11 protein-coding genes are annotated in these 16,937 nt (G+C 68.2%); 6 read left to right on the top strand and 5 right to left on the bottom strand.

Annotation, left to right across the window (positions count from 1 at the left end):
- The first annotated feature begins 13 nt into the window (after positions 1–13).
- The 6 genes from OZ403_RS23405 to OZ403_RS23380 all read left to right on the top strand — a co-directional run bounded on the left by OZ403_RS23405 (position 14) and on the right by OZ403_RS23380 (position 5,835).
- Complete coding sequence (locus tag OZ403_RS23405) at positions 14–1,213, top strand: extracellular solute-binding protein (protein WP_140876020.1); 1,200 nt, start codon at positions 14–16, stop codon at positions 1,211–1,213.
- 138 nt (positions 1,214–1,351) lie between these two features.
- Complete coding sequence (locus tag OZ403_RS23400; protein ID WP_237081411.1) at positions 1,352–2,401, top strand: sulfatase-like hydrolase/transferase; 1,050 nt, start codon at positions 1,352–1,354, stop codon at positions 2,399–2,401.
- Positions 2,402–2,538: 137 nt separating this feature from the next.
- A complete protein-coding gene (locus OZ403_RS23395) occupies positions 2,539–3,087 on the top strand; it encodes an efflux RND transporter permease subunit (RefSeq protein WP_140855700.1) in 549 nt (182 codons plus the stop codon).
- 37 nt (positions 3,088–3,124) lie between these two features.
- Positions 3,125–3,865 carry an SDR family oxidoreductase gene (locus OZ403_RS23390; RefSeq protein ID WP_140855698.1) on the top strand — a complete coding sequence of 247 codons (741 nt, stop codon included), beginning with the start codon at positions 3,125–3,127 and terminating at the stop codon, positions 3,863–3,865.
- Between the two features lie 34 nt (positions 3,866–3,899).
- Positions 3,900–4,895 carry an aldo/keto reductase gene (locus tag OZ403_RS23385; RefSeq protein WP_268781783.1) on the top strand — a complete coding sequence of 332 codons (996 nt, stop codon included), beginning with the start codon at positions 3,900–3,902 and terminating at the stop codon, positions 4,893–4,895.
- A gap of 232 nt (positions 4,896–5,127) precedes the next feature.
- Positions 5,128–5,835, top strand: coding sequence for a RibD family protein (locus OZ403_RS23380; RefSeq protein ID WP_140855694.1), 708 nt, complete (start codon positions 5,128–5,130; stop codon positions 5,833–5,835).
- 31 nt (positions 5,836–5,866) lie between these two features.
- Here the strand turns inward: OZ403_RS23380 and OZ403_RS23375 are convergent, their stop codons facing one another.
- The 5 genes from OZ403_RS23375 to OZ403_RS23355 are packed head-to-tail and all read right to left on the bottom strand — an operon-like array spanning position 5,867 to position 16,937.
- Entirely contained in the window at positions 5,867–7,840 is a 1,974-nt protein-coding gene (locus OZ403_RS23375; protein ID WP_268781782.1) for an ATP-binding protein, read from the bottom strand.
- Positions 7,837–9,603 (bottom strand): hypothetical protein, encoded by a 1,767-nt coding sequence (locus OZ403_RS23370; protein ID WP_268781781.1) that lies wholly within the window; start codon positions 9,601–9,603, stop codon positions 7,837–7,839. The genes OZ403_RS23375 and OZ403_RS23370 overlap by 4 nt, the downstream gene beginning before the upstream one ends.
- Before the next feature lie 14 nt (positions 9,604–9,617).
- Positions 9,618–14,132, bottom strand: coding sequence for a hypothetical protein (locus OZ403_RS23365; RefSeq protein WP_268781780.1), 4,515 nt, complete (start codon positions 14,130–14,132; stop codon positions 9,618–9,620).
- 3 nt (positions 14,133–14,135) lie between these two features.
- Positions 14,136–15,989 (bottom strand): hypothetical protein, encoded by a 1,854-nt coding sequence (locus OZ403_RS23360; RefSeq protein WP_268781779.1) that lies wholly within the window; start codon positions 15,987–15,989, stop codon positions 14,136–14,138.
- Between the two features lie 27 nt (positions 15,990–16,016).
- A complete protein-coding gene (locus tag OZ403_RS23355) occupies positions 16,017–16,937 on the bottom strand; it encodes a hypothetical protein (RefSeq protein WP_268781778.1) in 921 nt (306 codons plus the stop codon).

Here is a 16,937-nt window from a genome sequence, read left to right as displayed (position 1 = left end):
CCGGAGACACGCCATGCAATGGAGAGCTTTGCCCTGCGTCCTCGCCCTGTCCCTGGGCGCCTGCTCGGACCCCGAACCCGAGGCTCCACGGCCGTTGAAGGTTGTCCTCTTCCCCTACATCCCGGACTCGGCGGGGGATGGCTTCGCCAGCCTCAAGCAGCGGCTCGAGACGGATTTCGAGCGAGAGCATTCGGACATCGACGTGGACATCGTGTTCGACGCGAAGCTGGACCTCTATGACCTGGATGAAGGAGGCACCCTGAACCAGCTCCTCGGGCAGGGAGCAGGGGCCGCGCAGGTGGTGGAGATCGACACGCTCATCATGGGTGACCTCGTGTCGAAGGGGTGGGTGCAGCCCGTCGCCCTGGAGGCCGGGGCCGCGCATCCGGCGGCGGAACAAGCCGTCTCCATCGCTGGCCAGAGCTACGGGGTGCCGACCTACCTGTGCAGCTACGTCGTCTACTCGAACAGCCCCCACCTGTCGTCGGCCACGGATGGCGATTCCCTGGTTCAGATCCTCACGGACGTGGCACCGGGGATGCGTCCGTTGGCGGCCAACTACAGCGGAAGCTGGACGCTGCCCTCGTCCTACTTGGACGCCTGGGCCGACACGAATCCCACGGGCGTGTTGTCCCAGGCGCTGTCGCTGCCGCTGGACGCGTCGGCGCTGGATTCGTTCGAGGACGTGGTGAAGAGCTGTGAGCTGGAGGCAGGCATCAACCCATGCCTCGACGGCACCTATGCGGATAATTCGCGGGCGGAAGAGGCGTTCGCCTTGGGGCAGGCCAACGGCTTCATGGGCTACACGGAGCGCCTGTTCTTCGTCCGGAAGGCCAACCCGGGCATGGCGCTTCCAGAAGTCATCTCCGTTCCGCTGGGCACGGGCTCCGCGCCCGCGGTGTTCGTGGATGCGCTGGTGGTCAATGCGCAGTGCACGGGGACGTGTGCCGAGGACGCCCGGGCCTTCACCGACTTCATGAAGGACCCGGAGGTGCGCAGCCTCATCGCCTTCAGCGGGGACGCGCCGCAGGGCACGACGCCGCGCTATCTGCTGCAGGCCACCCAGGCTTTCTATCAGCAGGAGCCCGCGCGTTCCGACCCGATGTATCAGAAGTATGTGCAGTTCCTGAGCGGAGCCCGGCCCTATCCCAATCAGGGCTTCCCGCAGAACCGGAGGACGCTCCAGTCGGCGCTGATGGACGCGCTGCAGTAGAACGACGTGCTGGGGCCGTCATGCGTCACGGCCTTCTGAGTTACAGTTTGCGTTCCCCATCAGGAGGTCGTGACATGACGGCTGCTGAGCGACCTGGACCACCAGGCCGCGAAGGGTGACGCGGCGCCGTGGCTCGTCGTGAGTTCCTTCGTCAATCCGCACGACATCGTCTTCTCGGGCCTGCCCTGGTTCACCGAGTTCAGCAACCTTCAGCAAGCGGGGAAGCTGCCGGAGGTGGCCGCTTCGCCGACGGCAGGCGAGTCACTCGAAAGCAAGCCGCGCTGTCAGAAGGACTACGTCTACACGTATCCGCGCATGTACCTGCCGCAGCGCGATACCGCGTCGTACCGGCAGTTCTATTACTTCCTCATGGCGGAGGTGAGTAAACACATCCAGCGAGTCTACGAGCATCTCAAGAAGACCTCCTTCTTCGACAACACCATCGTCGTCCTCACGTCCGACCATGGTGAGATGCTCGGGGCTCACGGCGGCATGATGCAGAAGTGGTACAACGCCTATCAGGAGACGCTGCACGTGCCGTGCGTCATCTCCAATCCAGGGCTGTTTCCTGAGCCCCGGAGGACGGAGTTGGTGACGTCGCACGTGGACCTGGTGCCGACGCTGCTGGGACTCGCCGGAATCGACGCGGATGCGGCCCGGCGAGAGCTGGCGCGGGACCACTCGGAGGCGCAGCCGCTGGTGGGCAGGGACCTGTCCGGTCTGGTGCTGGGACGGGAGTCCGAGCGGCATGAGCCCATCTATTTCATGACCGACGACAACGTCGAGTCGGGGCTCCAGATGACCAACAACCTCACCGGCCAGGAGTTCGCGGGCGTCATCCAGCCTAAGCACATCGAGACGGTGGTCACCCGCCTTCCCGAACTCACGGGAGACACGCTCTGGAAGTACAGCTGCTACTCGGACAACCCGCGCTTCTTCGCGGGTGCGGCGGGGAACACGGACGAGGTCGCAACGGCGCGCTTCATCCCCCGTGAATACGAGTGCTACGACCTCACGGAGGACCCGCTGGAGACCCGGAATCGGTGCAGCGCGGTGGCGGCGCAGCCTCTGCCGCAAGACATCCGTGAGGCGCTCGACAAGGTCCTGAAGGAGCAGCGCGAGAAGAAGCGGCTGCTGCCCCAGAGCCTGAATCGGAACGCGCCGACAAAGGGCCCGCTGCGGGACTGAGGTCACGCCGTCCATGACCTGCCGTGTTGTCGCGACCCAGCAAGAGCTGGATGACGCGCTTCGCGTCCGTTCAGCGCTTGCGGTAGGCGGCCAAACGTCCGCAACCGCTTCGTCATCGACATGGCGAGCCTGAAGGCCTGACGCGCGCGTCCGCTGCCAGTTCGCCCCCGACGTTCCGTGAACGACTCAGCGACACCGGGCGCGCCACGGCCCTGGCTGCGCTCGAAGGCACACCGCATCCCCTTATCCTTTCCCGCTCGGCGGAACTCAGCGGACAGGCGGCGCCTGGGGTGTCGCTCGGGCGGGCCCTGGCCGCCATGCAGGAACGGGCCGCGCAGGTGTCGCCACCGGGCACGAGCACGGCGAGGTCCGGCCTCTTGCTGGAGCAGCAGGAGCGTGGTGGGCAGCCGCTCGTCCTCTTCGGGCTCGGCCTGCTCCTCGCCTTCCTCGTGCTCTCCGCCCAGTACGAGAGCTTCACCCTGCCGCTGGTCGTCATTCTCTCGGTGCCCCTGGGATTGCCGGGCGCCCTGGGCCTTCATGACGCGTGCCTTCCCACGACGTCACAGCGGCTGCTCGCCGCGTCGGGGCGGTCGAGCAGCGCGTCGGATTCTTCAGCGTGCCTTCAAGGCCTATCGCCGCATCGGCGTGTAGTCGTGGGCGATGGCGGTGCGTACTTCTCTTCGTAGACGCGGGACGCAGTGTCCCGAAGCCAGGAGAAGGAAGATGTCGAGCATTCAAGGGAAGGTCGTCGTCATCACGGGGGCCAGCAGCGGGCTGGGCGCGGAGACCGCCCGTCACCTCGCTTCCCGAGGCGCGAAGGTATTCCTCGGCGCGCGGCGAACGGACAAGCTCGCCGCCGTGGTTGCGGACATCGAGCGGGGAGGCGGACAGGCGAGTGCCCGGGCGGTGGATGTCACGAAGCGAGCCGAGGTCGCGGCGTTCATCCAGGCCGCCGTCGGCAGGTTCGGACGCATCGACGTCCTGGTGAACAACGCGGGCCTGATGTCGCTCGCGCCGGTGGCGAAGACGCTGGTGGACGAGTGGGACCGGATGGTCGACACCAACATCAAGGGTGTCCTCTACGGCATCGCCGCGGCGCTCCCGGTGTTCCAGCGGCAGAACAGCGGCCACTTCATCAACATCTCCTCGGTGGCGGGGCACAAGGTCAGCATGGGCGCCGCGGTGTACGCTGGTACCAAGTTCGCCGTGCGCGCCATCTCTGAAGGTCTGCGGCAGGAGGTGGGTGGTTCCATCCGCACGACCATCATCTCCCCGGGCGCGGTGCAGTCCGAACTGCCCATGGGGAGCTCGGACCCGGAGACCGCCGCCAGCGTGAAGGAGATGTACCAGCAGTTGGCGATTCCCGCGGACTCCGTCGCGAGGGCCATCGCCTTCGCCATCGAGCAACCCGCCGACGTGGACATCAACGAGGTCCTGCTGCGTCCCACGAAGCAGGTGCTGTGAGTCCTCACACGCGAACTTTCAAGGAGAGCCCATCATGAAAAAGCGCAAGCTTGGGAAAGGGAATCTCGAGGTCTCCGCCATCGGTCTTGGCTGCATGGGCATGAGCTTCGGCTACGGCCCGCCCGCGGACCGGCAGGAGATGATCAATCTCATCCACGCCGCGGTGGAACGTGGTGTCACCTTCTTCGACACCGCCGAAGTGTATGGCCCCCTCACGAATGAGGAACTGGTGGGCGAGGCCCTGGCGCCGTTCCGAGGAAAGGTGGTCATCGCCACCAAGTTCGGCTTCAAGCCGGCCGTCCCCGGCGAAGCGAGGTGGAGCGGCTTCGACAGCCGGCCCGAGCACATCAAGGCCGTCGCCGAGGCCTCACTCAAGCGGCTCAAGGTCGATGCCATCGACCTCTTCTACCAGCACCGCGTGGACCCGGAAGTGCCCATCGAGGACGTCGCGGGCGCGGTGAAGGACCTGATTAGCGAAGGCAAGGTCAAGCACTTCGGGCTCTCCGAAGCGGGTGTGCAGACCATCCGGCGCGTGCACGCGGTTCAGCCGGTGACCGCGTTGCAGAGCGAGTACTCACTCTGGTGGCGGAAGCCGGAGGAGGAAGTGTTGCCGACGCTGGAGGAGCTCGGCATCGGCTTCGTTCCCTTCAGTCCGCTCGGCAAGGGCTTCCTGACCGGGAAGATTGACGACAAGACCTCGTTCTCCAAGGACGACTTCCGCAACATCGTCCCACGTTTCACGCCCGAGGCCCGGAAGGCGAATCAGACGCTGGTCGAGCTGCTGCAGACAGTCTGCGCCAAGAAGAAGGCGACACCTGCGCAGATTGCCATCGCGTGGTTGCTCGCCCAGAAGCCCTGGATTGCGCCCATCCCGGGCACCACGAAGCAGAGTCGGCTCGAGGAGAACCTCGGCGCGGCCGACATCGAGCTGTCGCCGAAAGACCTCCAGGAGATCAACGACGCGGCTTCGAAAATCACCGTCCAGGGCGCTCGCTATCCGGAGGCGCTGGAGAAAGTCACGGGGCGCTGAGCCATGGACATCAAACGAAACGGCACCCAGCCGTCGAGCAAAGGTCCTGCCGAGAGCTTCACGGGAAACGTGCGAATCGACCCCTTGTTCCAAGCACCTGCGCCCGCGCGTGGATTCGGTGCGAGCGTCACGTTCGAGCCGTGTGCGCGGACCGCATGGCATACGCACCCGCTGGGACAGACGCAGAAGACGTCACCCTGACGACCGCGCCCAGCGTCCGAGGAGAAATCAGATGAGCAGAGCGAAGCGCCCGTACGTGATTTGTCACATGGTGCCCTCCGTCGATGGGCGCATCGTCACGAAGGGCTGGAAGCTCTCGTCGCGCGCCCTGTCCGAGTACGAGCGGACGGCGGAGACGTTCGACGCCGACGCCTGGATGATTGGCCGGATTTCGATGGAGCCCTACGCGGGGATGTCGAAGGTTCCAGTACGCAAGGCAGGGCAGCCGATTCCGAGGACGGACTTCATCGCGAGGCGCGACGCGGAGTCCTACGCCATCGCGCTGGACCCCTCGGGCAAGCTCACCTGGAAGTCGGGCTCCATCGATGACGAGCACGTCGTCACCATTCTCACGGAGCAGGTCTCTGACGACTACCTGGCCTTCCTCCAATCAAAGGGCGTCTCCTACCTGTTTGGCGGAAAGACGGAGCTGAACCTGAAGCGGGTGCTCGAAAAGCTCCGGAAGGACTTCGGCATCAAGCGGTTGCTCCTGGAGGGAGGCGGCAAGATCAACGGCTCCTTCCTGGCCGCGGACCTGATTGACGAGCTGAGCGTGCTGATGGCTCCCATCGCGGATGGCTCCATCGGAACGCCTTCGCTATTCGATGCGGGCGAGGGCAGGGGACCGGTCCGCCATCTGAAGCTGGTCTCCGCCGAGCCGCGGAAGGGCGACATGCTCTGGCTGAAATACAAGGTGCGCAAATCAGAATCGAAGAGGTGATGAGCAGAAGGGGGCCGGGTGGACTGCCACGCTAGCGGCGCCATGTGTCACGGGCGCTGCCAGCGGTACCCTGGGGCGTGGTGCGGAACTCGGAGGGGGGCTCGCGGCCCTGCTTCCGGTACTCATGCACGAGCGCCTCGATGATGTCCGGTGGTTGGATGGAGCGTCCCGCCTCACGCGCAATGAGCGCGGCCGTCAACACCACGTTGCGAATCTGCCCTCCGGCCAGGTCAGCCGTCGCCGCCAGTCGGCTCAGTTCCTTGGCGGGAAGTTCGTGCGCCATGCCCAGGTGTGTGGTCCAGAGCGCGCGCCGCTCGGCGGGTCCGGGCAGGGTGAAGTCGATGATGGCATCGAGGCGCCGCGTAAAGGCTGAATCGAACCGGCTCTTGCTGTTGCTGGTCAGGATGGCCACGCCGTCGAACGCCTCGATTCGCTGGAGCAGGTAGTTCGTCTGTGCGTTGGCGAACCGGTCGTTCGAGTCCTTCACGTCGGTGCGCTTGGCGAAGAGCGAGTCCGCCTCATCGAAGAGCAGCACCAGGTCGGCATGCTCGGCCCGCGCGAAGAGCTGCGAGAGGTTCTTCTCCGTCTCACCGATGTACTTGCTGGTCACTGAGGCCAGGTCCACGCGGTAGAGCGGCAGCCCGAGTTTCGTGGCCAACCAGCCCGCGGCGAGCGTCTTGCCCGTGCCCGACGCGCCCATGAAGAGTGCCCGGACACCCGCTCGATAGCGCACCGTCGCGGAGGGGCCCAGGCCGTGGACCAGATCGTCCCGAGCGCGGCACCGCGCCAGGAGCAGCTCCAGTTCTCGTTTCACCTGGGGCACGAGGACGATGGCGTCGTCGTGGATGGCGTCCATCAAGGGCTCCGCGAGCGTGCTCATGCCCTCGGATTCCGCCACCCACGCCGCTGCGAGCACGTCCTCAAGCTCGGGCTCCGGCCGCCCATCCAGCTCTGCCTTCTGTCGCGCCAGCCGGCCAAGTTGGGCAATCCGTCCTGCTCCCTGGCGGTGCCGTCGGGCCAGCTCCTCCGCGAGCTCCGGTGCACCCAATGAGGACTCCCACAGTGCTCGCCGTTCATCGCTGGGAGGTCGTGGAACGGACCAGCGCAACACCGCGCGGTCCGCCGCGTCGAGCGTGCCCTCTGGACCGGTGATGGCCAGCACAGGGCCGCCGTAGTACGGCAGGTTGGGAAGGACCTTCCGCTCACCGGGCCCGAGCTCGTGGACATGGATGGGGAGCAGTCCTCGCTGAAGCAGGAAGGGCCCCAATCCCGGCTGTTGCTCTGCTCCGAGGAAGAGGGGCGCGCGCCCGAGCGACATTGCGACCGCGGCCGCCACGGTGCGGGTTTCAGAGAGGGACGTGCCGCGCAGCACGAGGGTCGACCGAGGCTTGTCTGCGATAAAGCGCGCATACCGGTGCACGCCATCCATGATGGAGGGGGGCAGCGGTACTTCCATGTGGCGGGCCGAGCCGAGCGTTGCCCCAGGCCAGGTGACGTCGTGGCCGGACAGCGCCAGGAAGAGCGGCAGCGGCATGGCCAGCGTTTGTTCACACAGTGGCAGCTCCTCCCGGAGGCGTGTCAGCAGCCCACTGCCCAGTGCCGCTCCGGCGGTGAGAAGGAGCAGGGCCTCCTGGCTTCCGGAAGCGGCCGGCGCCAGCGCGCTGGAAACCAGTCCCAGCGTTGGTCGGGAGGCCCCCACGGGCGCTTGAAGGTACGCGACGGCCCGGCCCACCATCGGGTCCTGCTCGACGGCAGCGACCAGGACCACTGCCAGGAGTTCCACCAGGGAGAGCCCGAGCGCTTCGCCGAGCATGACGAGTCCAGCATCCTCGGAACCCGGACGCGTGAGGCGCTCCCGAGCGCGAGCGACCCAGTCCCGCCCTGTTGCATCCAGGTGTTGTCGCAGGAAGCGCAGCTCGATGGCCTCTCCATCCCCTGAGTCCTCCTGTGTGAGGGCCAACGCCGCGAGGACCGTGGTGCGAAGGGGCAGGGAGGACGTCGTCATGCTCCGGTCTCGTCGTATTGATAGTGGTATTGGATGACGCGGGCGAGCCAGGGAACCCAGCCCGGGTTGATGTCGAGCCCCGCGCGGCGGATGCGGATATCCACCTGCGAGGAAGCGAAGACGATGTCCAGATGCGTGCGTGTCGCGACGAGACGTCCGGGACGGAGGACGAGCGCTCTCAGTCCCATGTGTGCCAGTCGTCGCGTGACGCGGCCCACCGTGAGGAGGGCCGCGCGCAGCATGAGGGTGGCGTCATCCCAGGGGAGTCGATGCGCCAGGGGCGTCGTGAGGCATCGGTCGAAGGGTGGGGGCAGCGCTTCCCCGTGAGACGTCGAGGCGAGCGGTACCCGGGTTCGTGCATCGAAGGCAACGCAGCGTCCGGTGGGTTCGCGGACGAGACGGAACGGTGCTCGCGCGCCGACGCCTGCCTGGAAGCGCCCGGGGAGGACGAAGGGGTTGGGCTCGGGCAACGGCGCCGCGGCCTCTTGGAGCACGCGGAACAATGGGTCCGTCGAGGGAACACCCAGGCGCTCGGCGACGTGACGGAGAAAGCGCTCCGGGATTCCAAGGTCGGCAAGGGCCGGGTGGCCCGCAAGGAACTCCTCGAGGCCCAGTGCGTTCAGCATGGGCACGAGGAAGAGCAGCCCCCCAGCGGCTGTGGGGAGCGCTTCCTCCGTCACGTAGCGCAGGGGCGTGTCCTGAGGCGTGGTCCCGATGTCTCCGGGCGCCCCGTCGGTGTCCTCAGTCGCGGGGCGCGCCATCCGCCGCGGAGCCGCAGTCACGTCGGCCGGGGACGCGGGTGTGGCTTGCAGGGGCTTCGTTACGTCGTCGGAAGAAGGCGCGCCGGAAAGAGCCCGCGGCGATGGAGGTGACGACGCGGCGATGCCCGGAACCACGCCCGTAGCGGCGGGGACAGTGCGTGCGTCCGGCTTCGGAGGGGCTTGTTGGGGCGGTTCCCGTGGCGTGGGCAGGTGTGCCGTAGGGGAAGCCTGGAGCGCCCCCAGCACCCGCCATGCCCTCGACGGAAGATCGGGCGCGGCCACCCGGGATGGCATGCGTGTGCAGAGCGCCACCGCGGCCAGCCACAAGGCACGGGCGTCGCCAGCGCCCCAGGCTCGTGCCCAGCGCGCGAGCGTACTCCAGAGCGGTTCGGAGACCTGCTCCGTCGAGCCCACGTCGTCCAAGGGCAGCCGCGGCGCCGGGCGGGATGGCAGGTGCCCCCACCAGGCTCGGGCAAGCGCGGGTCCATCCTGCCATCGCAGCGCGCCCAACAGAGGGGCCAGTGCGCCGAGCGCGTGCAGCTCGGAGACGAGCGTCACCCCGGCGGCATGGCCAGGCCTCGTCCGCAAGGCGCTGGCGAGCGCGAGGCGGAGCGCCTCGTCTCGGGACGTCCCCGGGTGCAGCTCAGGAACGGCCAACCGCCAGAACCAGGCGTCCAGGGGCAACCCTTGGGCAAGCCGGGTGGCCAGCATCACGAAGGGTTCCAGTTCATCCTGGAAGTAGACCGCCTGCGCGGTGGCGGCGGACTGCGACCTCGCATGCACCGCGAGCAGCGCCAGCTCGCGCACGCGTTGCTCCACGGCGAGCGAGAGCGTGGCCGGGCTGCGGTCCGCGTGAATCGTTCCGAGCGACAGCTGGCGGATGACCAGCACTCGGCCTCCGGGCGCATCCGGAAGGGATGCGGTGCGCAGTGCATCCTCCAGGAGGACAGCCCCTCGTCGGACGAGCGCGGGGCTGGCCGCCGCGAGCTTCACCTTGCGCACTCGCCGTTCCGCGGTCACCGGAGCAGTGTCCGTCGCGGCGTCGGGAGCAGGCCGCCTCGCTGCTCGGGCTCGGAGAACTTCGCCACCGTCTTCTCCGCGAGGTTCACGCTGGCCGCGCTCGTGGAGAAGACGCGCGCGCGGGCCATGCCGGTGCCCAGGTCCTCCACCACGGCCTGGACCGTGTGAACGCCGGATGCGAGCAGCACATGGGTGCCCACTCGGATGCGCGATGGGTCCACTTGCAGGTCCAGCACCGTTCCCACCCTGGCCGGAGCTGGCTTCGGCAGGTGCCCGGCGACGATTTCTCCCACGGGGGCGTGGCTCGCGAGCAGCAGCGCCGAGCGCACCAGGTCGTTCATCAGCGCCACGGCCTCGGTGCGTGACGGGTTCATCTGTGCGAAGAGCCAGTCCACCAACTCCTGAAGCTGGCGCCGGCTCGTGACTTCCAGCGTGTTCCACTGGGGCAGCCGGGCCAGGTCCCTCAGGTCCCACGGCGCGTCATACTCGCTGAGCATCGACGCCCATTCCATCCGGACGCGTGGAGGCACCTCGCCGAAGAGGAAGTAGAGGTACGTGGCCACCTTGGCGGTGTTCTCCAACTCGCGGGCCGCGGCTTGTGCGACGTCCGGCCGCCCGTGCGCGGTGTCCATCAGGTCGCCGAACGAGGTGATGGGCAACGCCAGCTTCACCAGCTCCGCCCAGCCGCGGTGGACGAGGCTGGCCAGCTCCAGCGTCGCGGTGACGACCCTGGCCTGGGAGACAATCTGGCTCTGCGCGGTGAAGACACGGCTCACGCCTTCACCCGAGCGGCTGGGCGCGCGGGTGATCTGGGGCAGGGCGGGCGGCACGCGCACCGTGGCGCGCTGCCGAGCCCCTTCCAGTGTCCGGTGGACGAGGTCCAGCCGGTCCAGGCGCTGGAACAGCAATGGTCCCTGCGCGAACCAGTCTAGCGGGGCGTCGCGCAGGAGCTGGATGAGGGCCCAGAGTTCTGGAGGCGCGGCGCGTGTCTCCGCGAGCGCCGCGGGCAGCTCCGACTCGTAGATGCCGGTGTCCAACGCGCGGACGGGCGTGGCGCGGTCCAGGACCTGCTCTCTCGGCCGGTGGTAGACGAGGAAGCGAACGTGCTCGCGCAGCACCTGGGTGCGTCGTTCGTTGATGCGTTGCAGTCGGGCCTGCTCCTCGGCCAGGAGCGCGCGCGCCACCATGACGTCCTGGCGGGACTCGGAGACTTCAGTGCCAATCACCGACAGGCGCTCGCCTCCCCGTGTCTCATGGGCCTGGAGCACGCTCACCAGGCGCCCGCCTTCCTCCAGGGCCTCCCGGTATTGCATGACGCGGTCCTCGAGGTTCCGCAGTACGGCCAGCACGTCTTCGAGCTGGGCCACGGACATGGAGAAGTAGGTGGCCTCTTCCGCCCGCGTGGGCACCTTGGGCGCCACGTAATCGGTGAACACCAGGTTCCAATCCTCCGCGGTCAGGGCACGCAGCTCGCTCAACGGAATGCCGATGCGCGGCTCCGGGGGGGGCGTTGGCTCTCCGGTCACCGGTGGCACGCGCGACCTCCGCCACGGGGGAACCTTCACGTTGGGGACCTGCACGGCCTCGAGGTTGAACTCCATGCCGGAGAGCAACGTGAACAGCTTCCCGAGCACCTCTCGCTTGATGGCCATCGCCGAGTGAAGCGTGCCGATGACGGGCGATACCTTGAGGAGCCGGTCCCGGAGGTTGGATTGATCCAGGTAGCGGACCGTGGACCAGCTCACCTTGCGCTTCGCGTTCAGGACCCCGATGAACTTCTCCACGTCCGTCAATGTGGCGACACGCGTCTCTGCCTGCGCGACGTCGGTCAGTACGGGAGACGCCGTCATCACGGCGGAGTTGGTGCTGCCCAGCATGAGCTGGCGGACGCGATGGATTTCCGACTGGACCTGAAGGAAGGCCGCGTCCACGGCCTCGTCGACTCGCTGGATCCGGTTGGACAGGTCGCGCATCAGCCCACGCAGGCCCAGGGTTCGCTGGGTGGTGTGGAGGGGCGAGCGCACCGGCCGATGCCACAGGAGGTTCTCACGCGCCCTGACAATCACATCCAGTTGGTCGCCGCGGCGGATGGCCGCGGGCGCGGAGCGTGCCACCTCGGTGCCGAGCGTCTTCCAGGGCGTCCAGGTGGTGCCATCGAACCGGGCGTACCGGATGCGTCCGTTGACCGCTCGGGACAGGACATCCAGCACGCCCTTGCCTGGCGCGGACAGCGCGGCGGTGAGCGAATGGCTGCCGCCCAGGTCCTTCCACTCGCTCCACACCAAACCGTTGAAGCGCCGGTGCAGCAGGGAGCTGCCCGTGAGCGCGACCAGATCCACGGTGCCGTCATCCGGTGAGGCGCAGGCCTTGAGCCAGCGAATCTCCCGGCCCAGCGAGTGGTTGGTCCAGACCACCGCGCCGTGCGTGGGGTCCGGGGAGACGGTGACCTGCTGGATGTTGCGCTGGGCGTCCAGGAGGAAGGCCATGAGCTGGCCCCGTGACACCACCGCCGAGATGGGCTCGCCCTTGAACACGAGCGGCGTCTCAAAGGGCTTCGGCCGGATGACGCGTGAGGCAGTGACGGTCATCCACCAGAGTGAGAGGACCTGCCCTCGGAGGGCCTGGTAGAAGACGTCCGTGCGTCCCTCGGAGGGAGACACCGCGGCGGCATCTCCCATGACATCGCTCGCCAGCACGCGAGGGCTGCTCCAGGGCTGATTGCTGACCCGGGTGTCCAGGTAGGTGTTGTGCAGGTTGCCCTGGTCGTCCCGGAAGTAGACGTCCAGTCGCCCGCGCGGCCACATCGCCGCGACGGGCACCGAGCGTGACCTGACCCTGCCCTGAAGCACGGGCGTCACCTTGCTCCACGCCCGGCCGTCGAAGGTCCGGTATCCCAGCGTCCAGAACGGTCCCCGGAACAACACATGCGCCCGGTCCTCGGTGGAGATGACCACGGGCGCGGAGGTGAGCTGTCCGGCGAACTCCAGCCGCGGCGTCGGGTCTCCCTGCGGCCGAGGCAGCAAATCGGAGCGCGCATCGACGGCCAACCCCCAGGACGGCTCGAAGTGGTTCTGGAGGTAGGCCTCGGCCGAGGGCACCGTCTCACCCGACGTTCCGTAATCCTCTTCGGTGGGGTTCGTCGGGTCGGCGGCGGGGATGTAGCGCGCCTCGTCCGGGTCGGCTTCCGGGTCCACCAGGGGAAAGTGCTTGCCGGTGGCGCCGTACAGGTTGTCCTTGAGGGTGCTCATCCGTGCACGCACGACGATGCGCCGCTTCAGCCATCCGCCCAGGCGCTGAAGTCCTTCTTCGATGGCAGCGAGGAAGGCGGGGTCCAGCGGTGCGTCATGCAGCAGCCCCGGCTCATAGACGGCGCCAGGCACGGGGACGAGGATGCGAACGCGCTCCTCGCGGGTGATGTCCAACGGCTCCAGGGCCGCGCTGGCCATCGCCACCGTGTCGAGCTGCTCCAGTGGAATGGGGACCGCCTCCAGCTCGAACCGGTCGGGGAAGAAGCGCCGCGTCCAGGCGCGGTAGTCCACGGCGTCCGGAGGCAGCACGCCCACGGGCGGCAGGCGGCGGAAGTAGAGGATGGCCTTGTCCTGGGCGAGCCGCTCCGGGGGAAGCTCCGCCAGGTGGTCGTTGAACTGGAGGATGCGCGCCTGCCACAGCACGGGCGAGCCGCGGGACTTCAGCAACGCCGTGCGCGCGCGTGGCAGTCCACCCGCCCGCGCCACCGCATGCCGGTCGACGAACAACGCCTCGGGACCGTCCGGACCCTCCCCGAAGCCCATCAGTCCAAGTGGAACGCCCGCGTGCTCCCAGGGGGCGAGCAGTCCACTCCGGCGACGGCGTTCCCGCTCGAAGAGGCTGTACACCAGCCGGCTGCGCCAGCGCAGGGAGTAGTCCTGCGGCATGTACCAGCCCTCGGGCCAGCCCCAGAGCACCAGCGCCGCGCCCTCCGTGCGCACCGCGTCCTCGAATGCATAGGACTCCGGGTCCACCTCGCAGGCGTCCGTCTGCGAGGCTGGTGGCGTCAGCACGGACGTGGTGGGGACCAGCACCAGTACCGCGGCTTTGGGAAACGGCGGAGGGTCCGCGGGGGGCTCCTCGTTGGCGAGTGCCTCCAGGGAGAACGTGGAAGGGTCCCGGTCTCCTGGGAAGAGGGGAATCTTTCCCAGCGGGGCGCGGAGCTGCCGGCGGACGATGACGTCCTCGCCTGTCACGGCGATGCCGTTGCCGGGCCGGACATGAATGAAGGTCTGCGTGCCCATCCGCTCCAGATGCACCTCCAGCCCGGCGACGATGCCCGGCGTGAGGTGCTGGCCCAGGAGCGCGAGCCTCCCCCCGCGATGTTCCTGTTCCAGCGCGAGCGCGTCCGCCGACACGGCGCGTCCCGTGAAGAAGTGGGCCCTCCTCCGCCACTCGGCGTCCACGCCGAAGGGCGCCATGCGTGGCTCCACGCGGAGCACATGTTCGTTGGCCAGTGGATCCGCAATCGGCTTGGTAATCATCTCTCAGCTCCGCAGCGCCAGGAACGCCTCGTCGAGCGACACGCCTTCATCCAGCAGCTTCTTCAGCTCCGTCACGAACGTGGCGTAGGCCGCGGCGGTGAGCGTCATCACGTAGGCCCCGATGTCCGGCATCCGGTAGGACGCGGCCAGGGTGGCCAGCGGCACGTTCAGGAGGCTGGGTGCCGCCTCGAGCCTCGCCAGGCCCTGCTTGACGGTGGCAGGGAAGCGGTTGAGCGCGGCCATGTACTCCTTGTGCTGGAGGCGCTCCAGCCGCAGCGTGGCGGAGGCCATCCCCGCGAACTGCCACCGCGTGGTTCCGTGGGCGAGCGTGTTGAGCAGGGGAACGAGCTGGCCAATGGCCATGGCGGTGCCGCGCTGGGGCAGGGCGGAGAACTCGTCATAGAGCTCCGCCTGCCGGAGCTTCTTCACGAGCTCCTCGAAGTGCTGCTCGCCGTCGTGGTCCTCCGGCTCGGGCAGCGGCTGGCCCGCCGCGGAGTGGTGGAGCGGCAGGCTGCGCCGGCAGGCATACCAGAGGGTCCGCGAACCGGAGAGCAGCTCGCTCCACGCCGCGTCGACCAGATCTGTCACGGGCGCCTCGGGCACGGGCTGGACCTGCCAGCGGCGCGTGAGGTCCAGCAGGGCATGCGCGGGCAGCCGCCGCGCCACCTGTCCCACCGCCGCCGCCCGCAGCTTGAGCGGCGCCGCGCGCAGCACCTCGCGGAGGCCCTCCAGCCGCTGCGCCATGCCATGGCGCGCCACGGGCACCATCACCAGGACGGACACCGACTCCAGGGCCTCGCCCGTCTGCGTGAGGTCGATGGGGGGCAGTTGAAGGGACTCGTCGAGGATGGCGCCGAGCTCGTCCTCGGCCACCACCGTCAGCTCGACGTCCACTTCGGGCGGGAAGTAGAACTCCGTGAGGCTGCCCGCCTCAATGGCCGCCGCGGGCAGGGTCCCCGCGGCGGGCAGCGTGAAGAAGTGCTCGCTTGCGAGGAACCGCTCGCTCTGGCCCGCTGCGCGACGCGCCTGGAGCACCTCCTTCAGGTGCTGCTGATATTGAAGCGCGTGGGCTTCACGCAGCTCGCGTGATGCCACGCCGAAGCCCACCACGCTGCGCTGTTCGGCGCCCACCTCACGTCGCACCAGGAAGGTGTCCAGCCAGCGGAGGGTGCCTCGGTCCAGTGCCAGCATCGCCAGCGGCAGCGCGTCCACGGGGAGGTTCCGCATCCCCGCACCGGCGAAGACTTCATGGGCCGCGCGGCCGCGGCGCGTCTCGAAGGTGCCGCCGCCCACCGGGTCTGGGTAGGGGATGAGCGTCAGCGCCACCGCCTCGATGATGTCGCCGTCCTGCGTGGTCCGCGCGGCGCCCAGCGACGTGGGGTACGAAGCAACCGGGTTCGCCGTGTACTCCACGGGGCGCAGCACCAGCACGTACAACCCAGACCGGCTCCGCGCCAGCTCGCGCGGCACGGGGGCGAGTCCGAAGGCCGCGTCCAGCCGCTGAATCTCCGGGATGTCGTCAAGGCGGATGCCCGTCAAGTCACGAGGCACGACCACCAATTCGCCGCCGGGTGTCAGCCCATGGCCCAGGCGGACGGTCAGCGTCGTTCGGTCCTGGCTGGGCGTGACGGTCAGTCCGTGCATCACCCCGGTGCCATTGGCCCGTGAGAGGTCTGCCTGCCGCGTGAGGAAGTAGTTCTGCTCCCGCGTGAGGTCCTTCGCGGTGAGGAAGCGCCCGTCGAAGAAGAAAGAGCGCACGCGCCGGTCGTCGTGCACCATTGCCCGGGCGGTCTCCAGCGCTTGTGCCGTCTCCCAGGTGAGCTTCTCCCGGGCGGGTCCACTGGTTGGGTTGAACACGGTTATCCCCCTTCGAGAGAGTCGGGCTTAGAAGACGCCCATCCACCGGGCGAGCGCGGCGGTAGAGAGGCTGAAGGGCCTCAGGTCATTGTCGACGTAGACATTCCCCTGCCGCGTGGGCCGCACCTCCGTGCCGCGCACGTCCTCCACGTCCGTTGCTCCGATGACGACGCGGGCGAGGAAGACCCACGCGGGATCCCTCATCTTCAGGTCGGGCTGGGTCGGGTCCGTCAGCAGCGAGGCTGGGATGAAGGTGTCGCTCCACAGCTTCGCCAGCTCTTGTTCGCGGCTGCCTCGCCAGGCGCTGAAGATGGCCTGCCGAAGCTTGAGGCGCCGTTGCACCGGGTCTGGCTCGTCCACGGGGTCTGGGAAGGGGCTCTTGGGGACTTCCGGAGGGGGATACGCCGTGGAGCGCGGCACCAGTCGCAGCTCGTAGCCGTCGCGAATGCGCGAGGCGACCACGGCGCCCATGGCGTCGAAGGGCCCCGCCGCGAAGGCAGGCGTTTTGCCGCGCTCGCACTGGAGGAAACGCAGGAAGAGGTCCGCCACCACCCCCGTGGGCGGAAAGCCCGCGGCATCGGGGCTCAGCCGGTACTCGGCGGGGGTGAAGACGCCGAAGTCGGCCATCTCCAGCGGCTCCTGCCAGTACCAGCGGTCCAGCTTGAGACACGCGTCCGTGGGCACTTCCACCAACCGGCCGAAGGGGTCCAACGCGAGCCCGGCGGACACCCGGAGCTCCTCATGCTCCGGCTCGGTGCCCTCGTGGTGACTCACCTCGAGTCCGGCCACCGTCCCGACGCCGTGGAGGTACGCCAGGGCCCGGGTGAGCCGGCCTCGGTGATAGGTCTGCTCGGCGGTGAAGTCTCCCGCGTCCAGGAGCACGCCGGTGTCGTAGTGGAGCCGGTCTCGCGTCTCCGCGTCGAGCAAGGCGTCATTCGGGGGCGACAT

The sequence above is a fragment of the Myxococcus sp. NMCA1 genome, from assembly GCF_026810205.1.
Taxonomy (GTDB): domain Bacteria; phylum Myxococcota; class Myxococcia; order Myxococcales; family Myxococcaceae; genus Myxococcus; species Myxococcus xanthus_A.
Note: the sequence above shows the minus strand (reverse complement) of the source record. Positions and strands in the feature narration are given on the sequence as shown.

Coding starts and splice junctions, on each gene's coding strand:
- OZ403_RS23355 (WP_268781778.1), bottom strand. CDS start 16,937: ATGTCGCCCCCGAATGACGCCTTGCTCGACGCGGAGACGCGAGACCGG.
- OZ403_RS23385 (WP_268781783.1), top strand. CDS start 3,900: ATGAAAAAGCGCAAGCTTGGGAAAGGGAATCTCGAGGTCTCCGCCATC.
- OZ403_RS23405 (WP_140876020.1), top strand. CDS start 14: ATGCAATGGAGAGCTTTGCCCTGCGTCCTCGCCCTGTCCCTGGGCGCC.
- OZ403_RS23365 (WP_268781780.1), bottom strand. CDS start 14,132: ATGATTACCAAGCCGATTGCGGATCCACTGGCCAACGAACATGTGCTC.
- OZ403_RS23380 (WP_140855694.1), top strand. CDS start 5,128: ATGAGCAGAGCGAAGCGCCCGTACGTGATTTGTCACATGGTGCCCTCC.
- OZ403_RS23375 (WP_268781782.1), bottom strand. CDS start 7,840: ATGACGACGTCCTCCCTGCCCCTTCGCACCACGGTCCTCGCGGCGTTG.
- OZ403_RS23390 (WP_140855698.1), top strand. CDS start 3,125: ATGTCGAGCATTCAAGGGAAGGTCGTCGTCATCACGGGGGCCAGCAGC.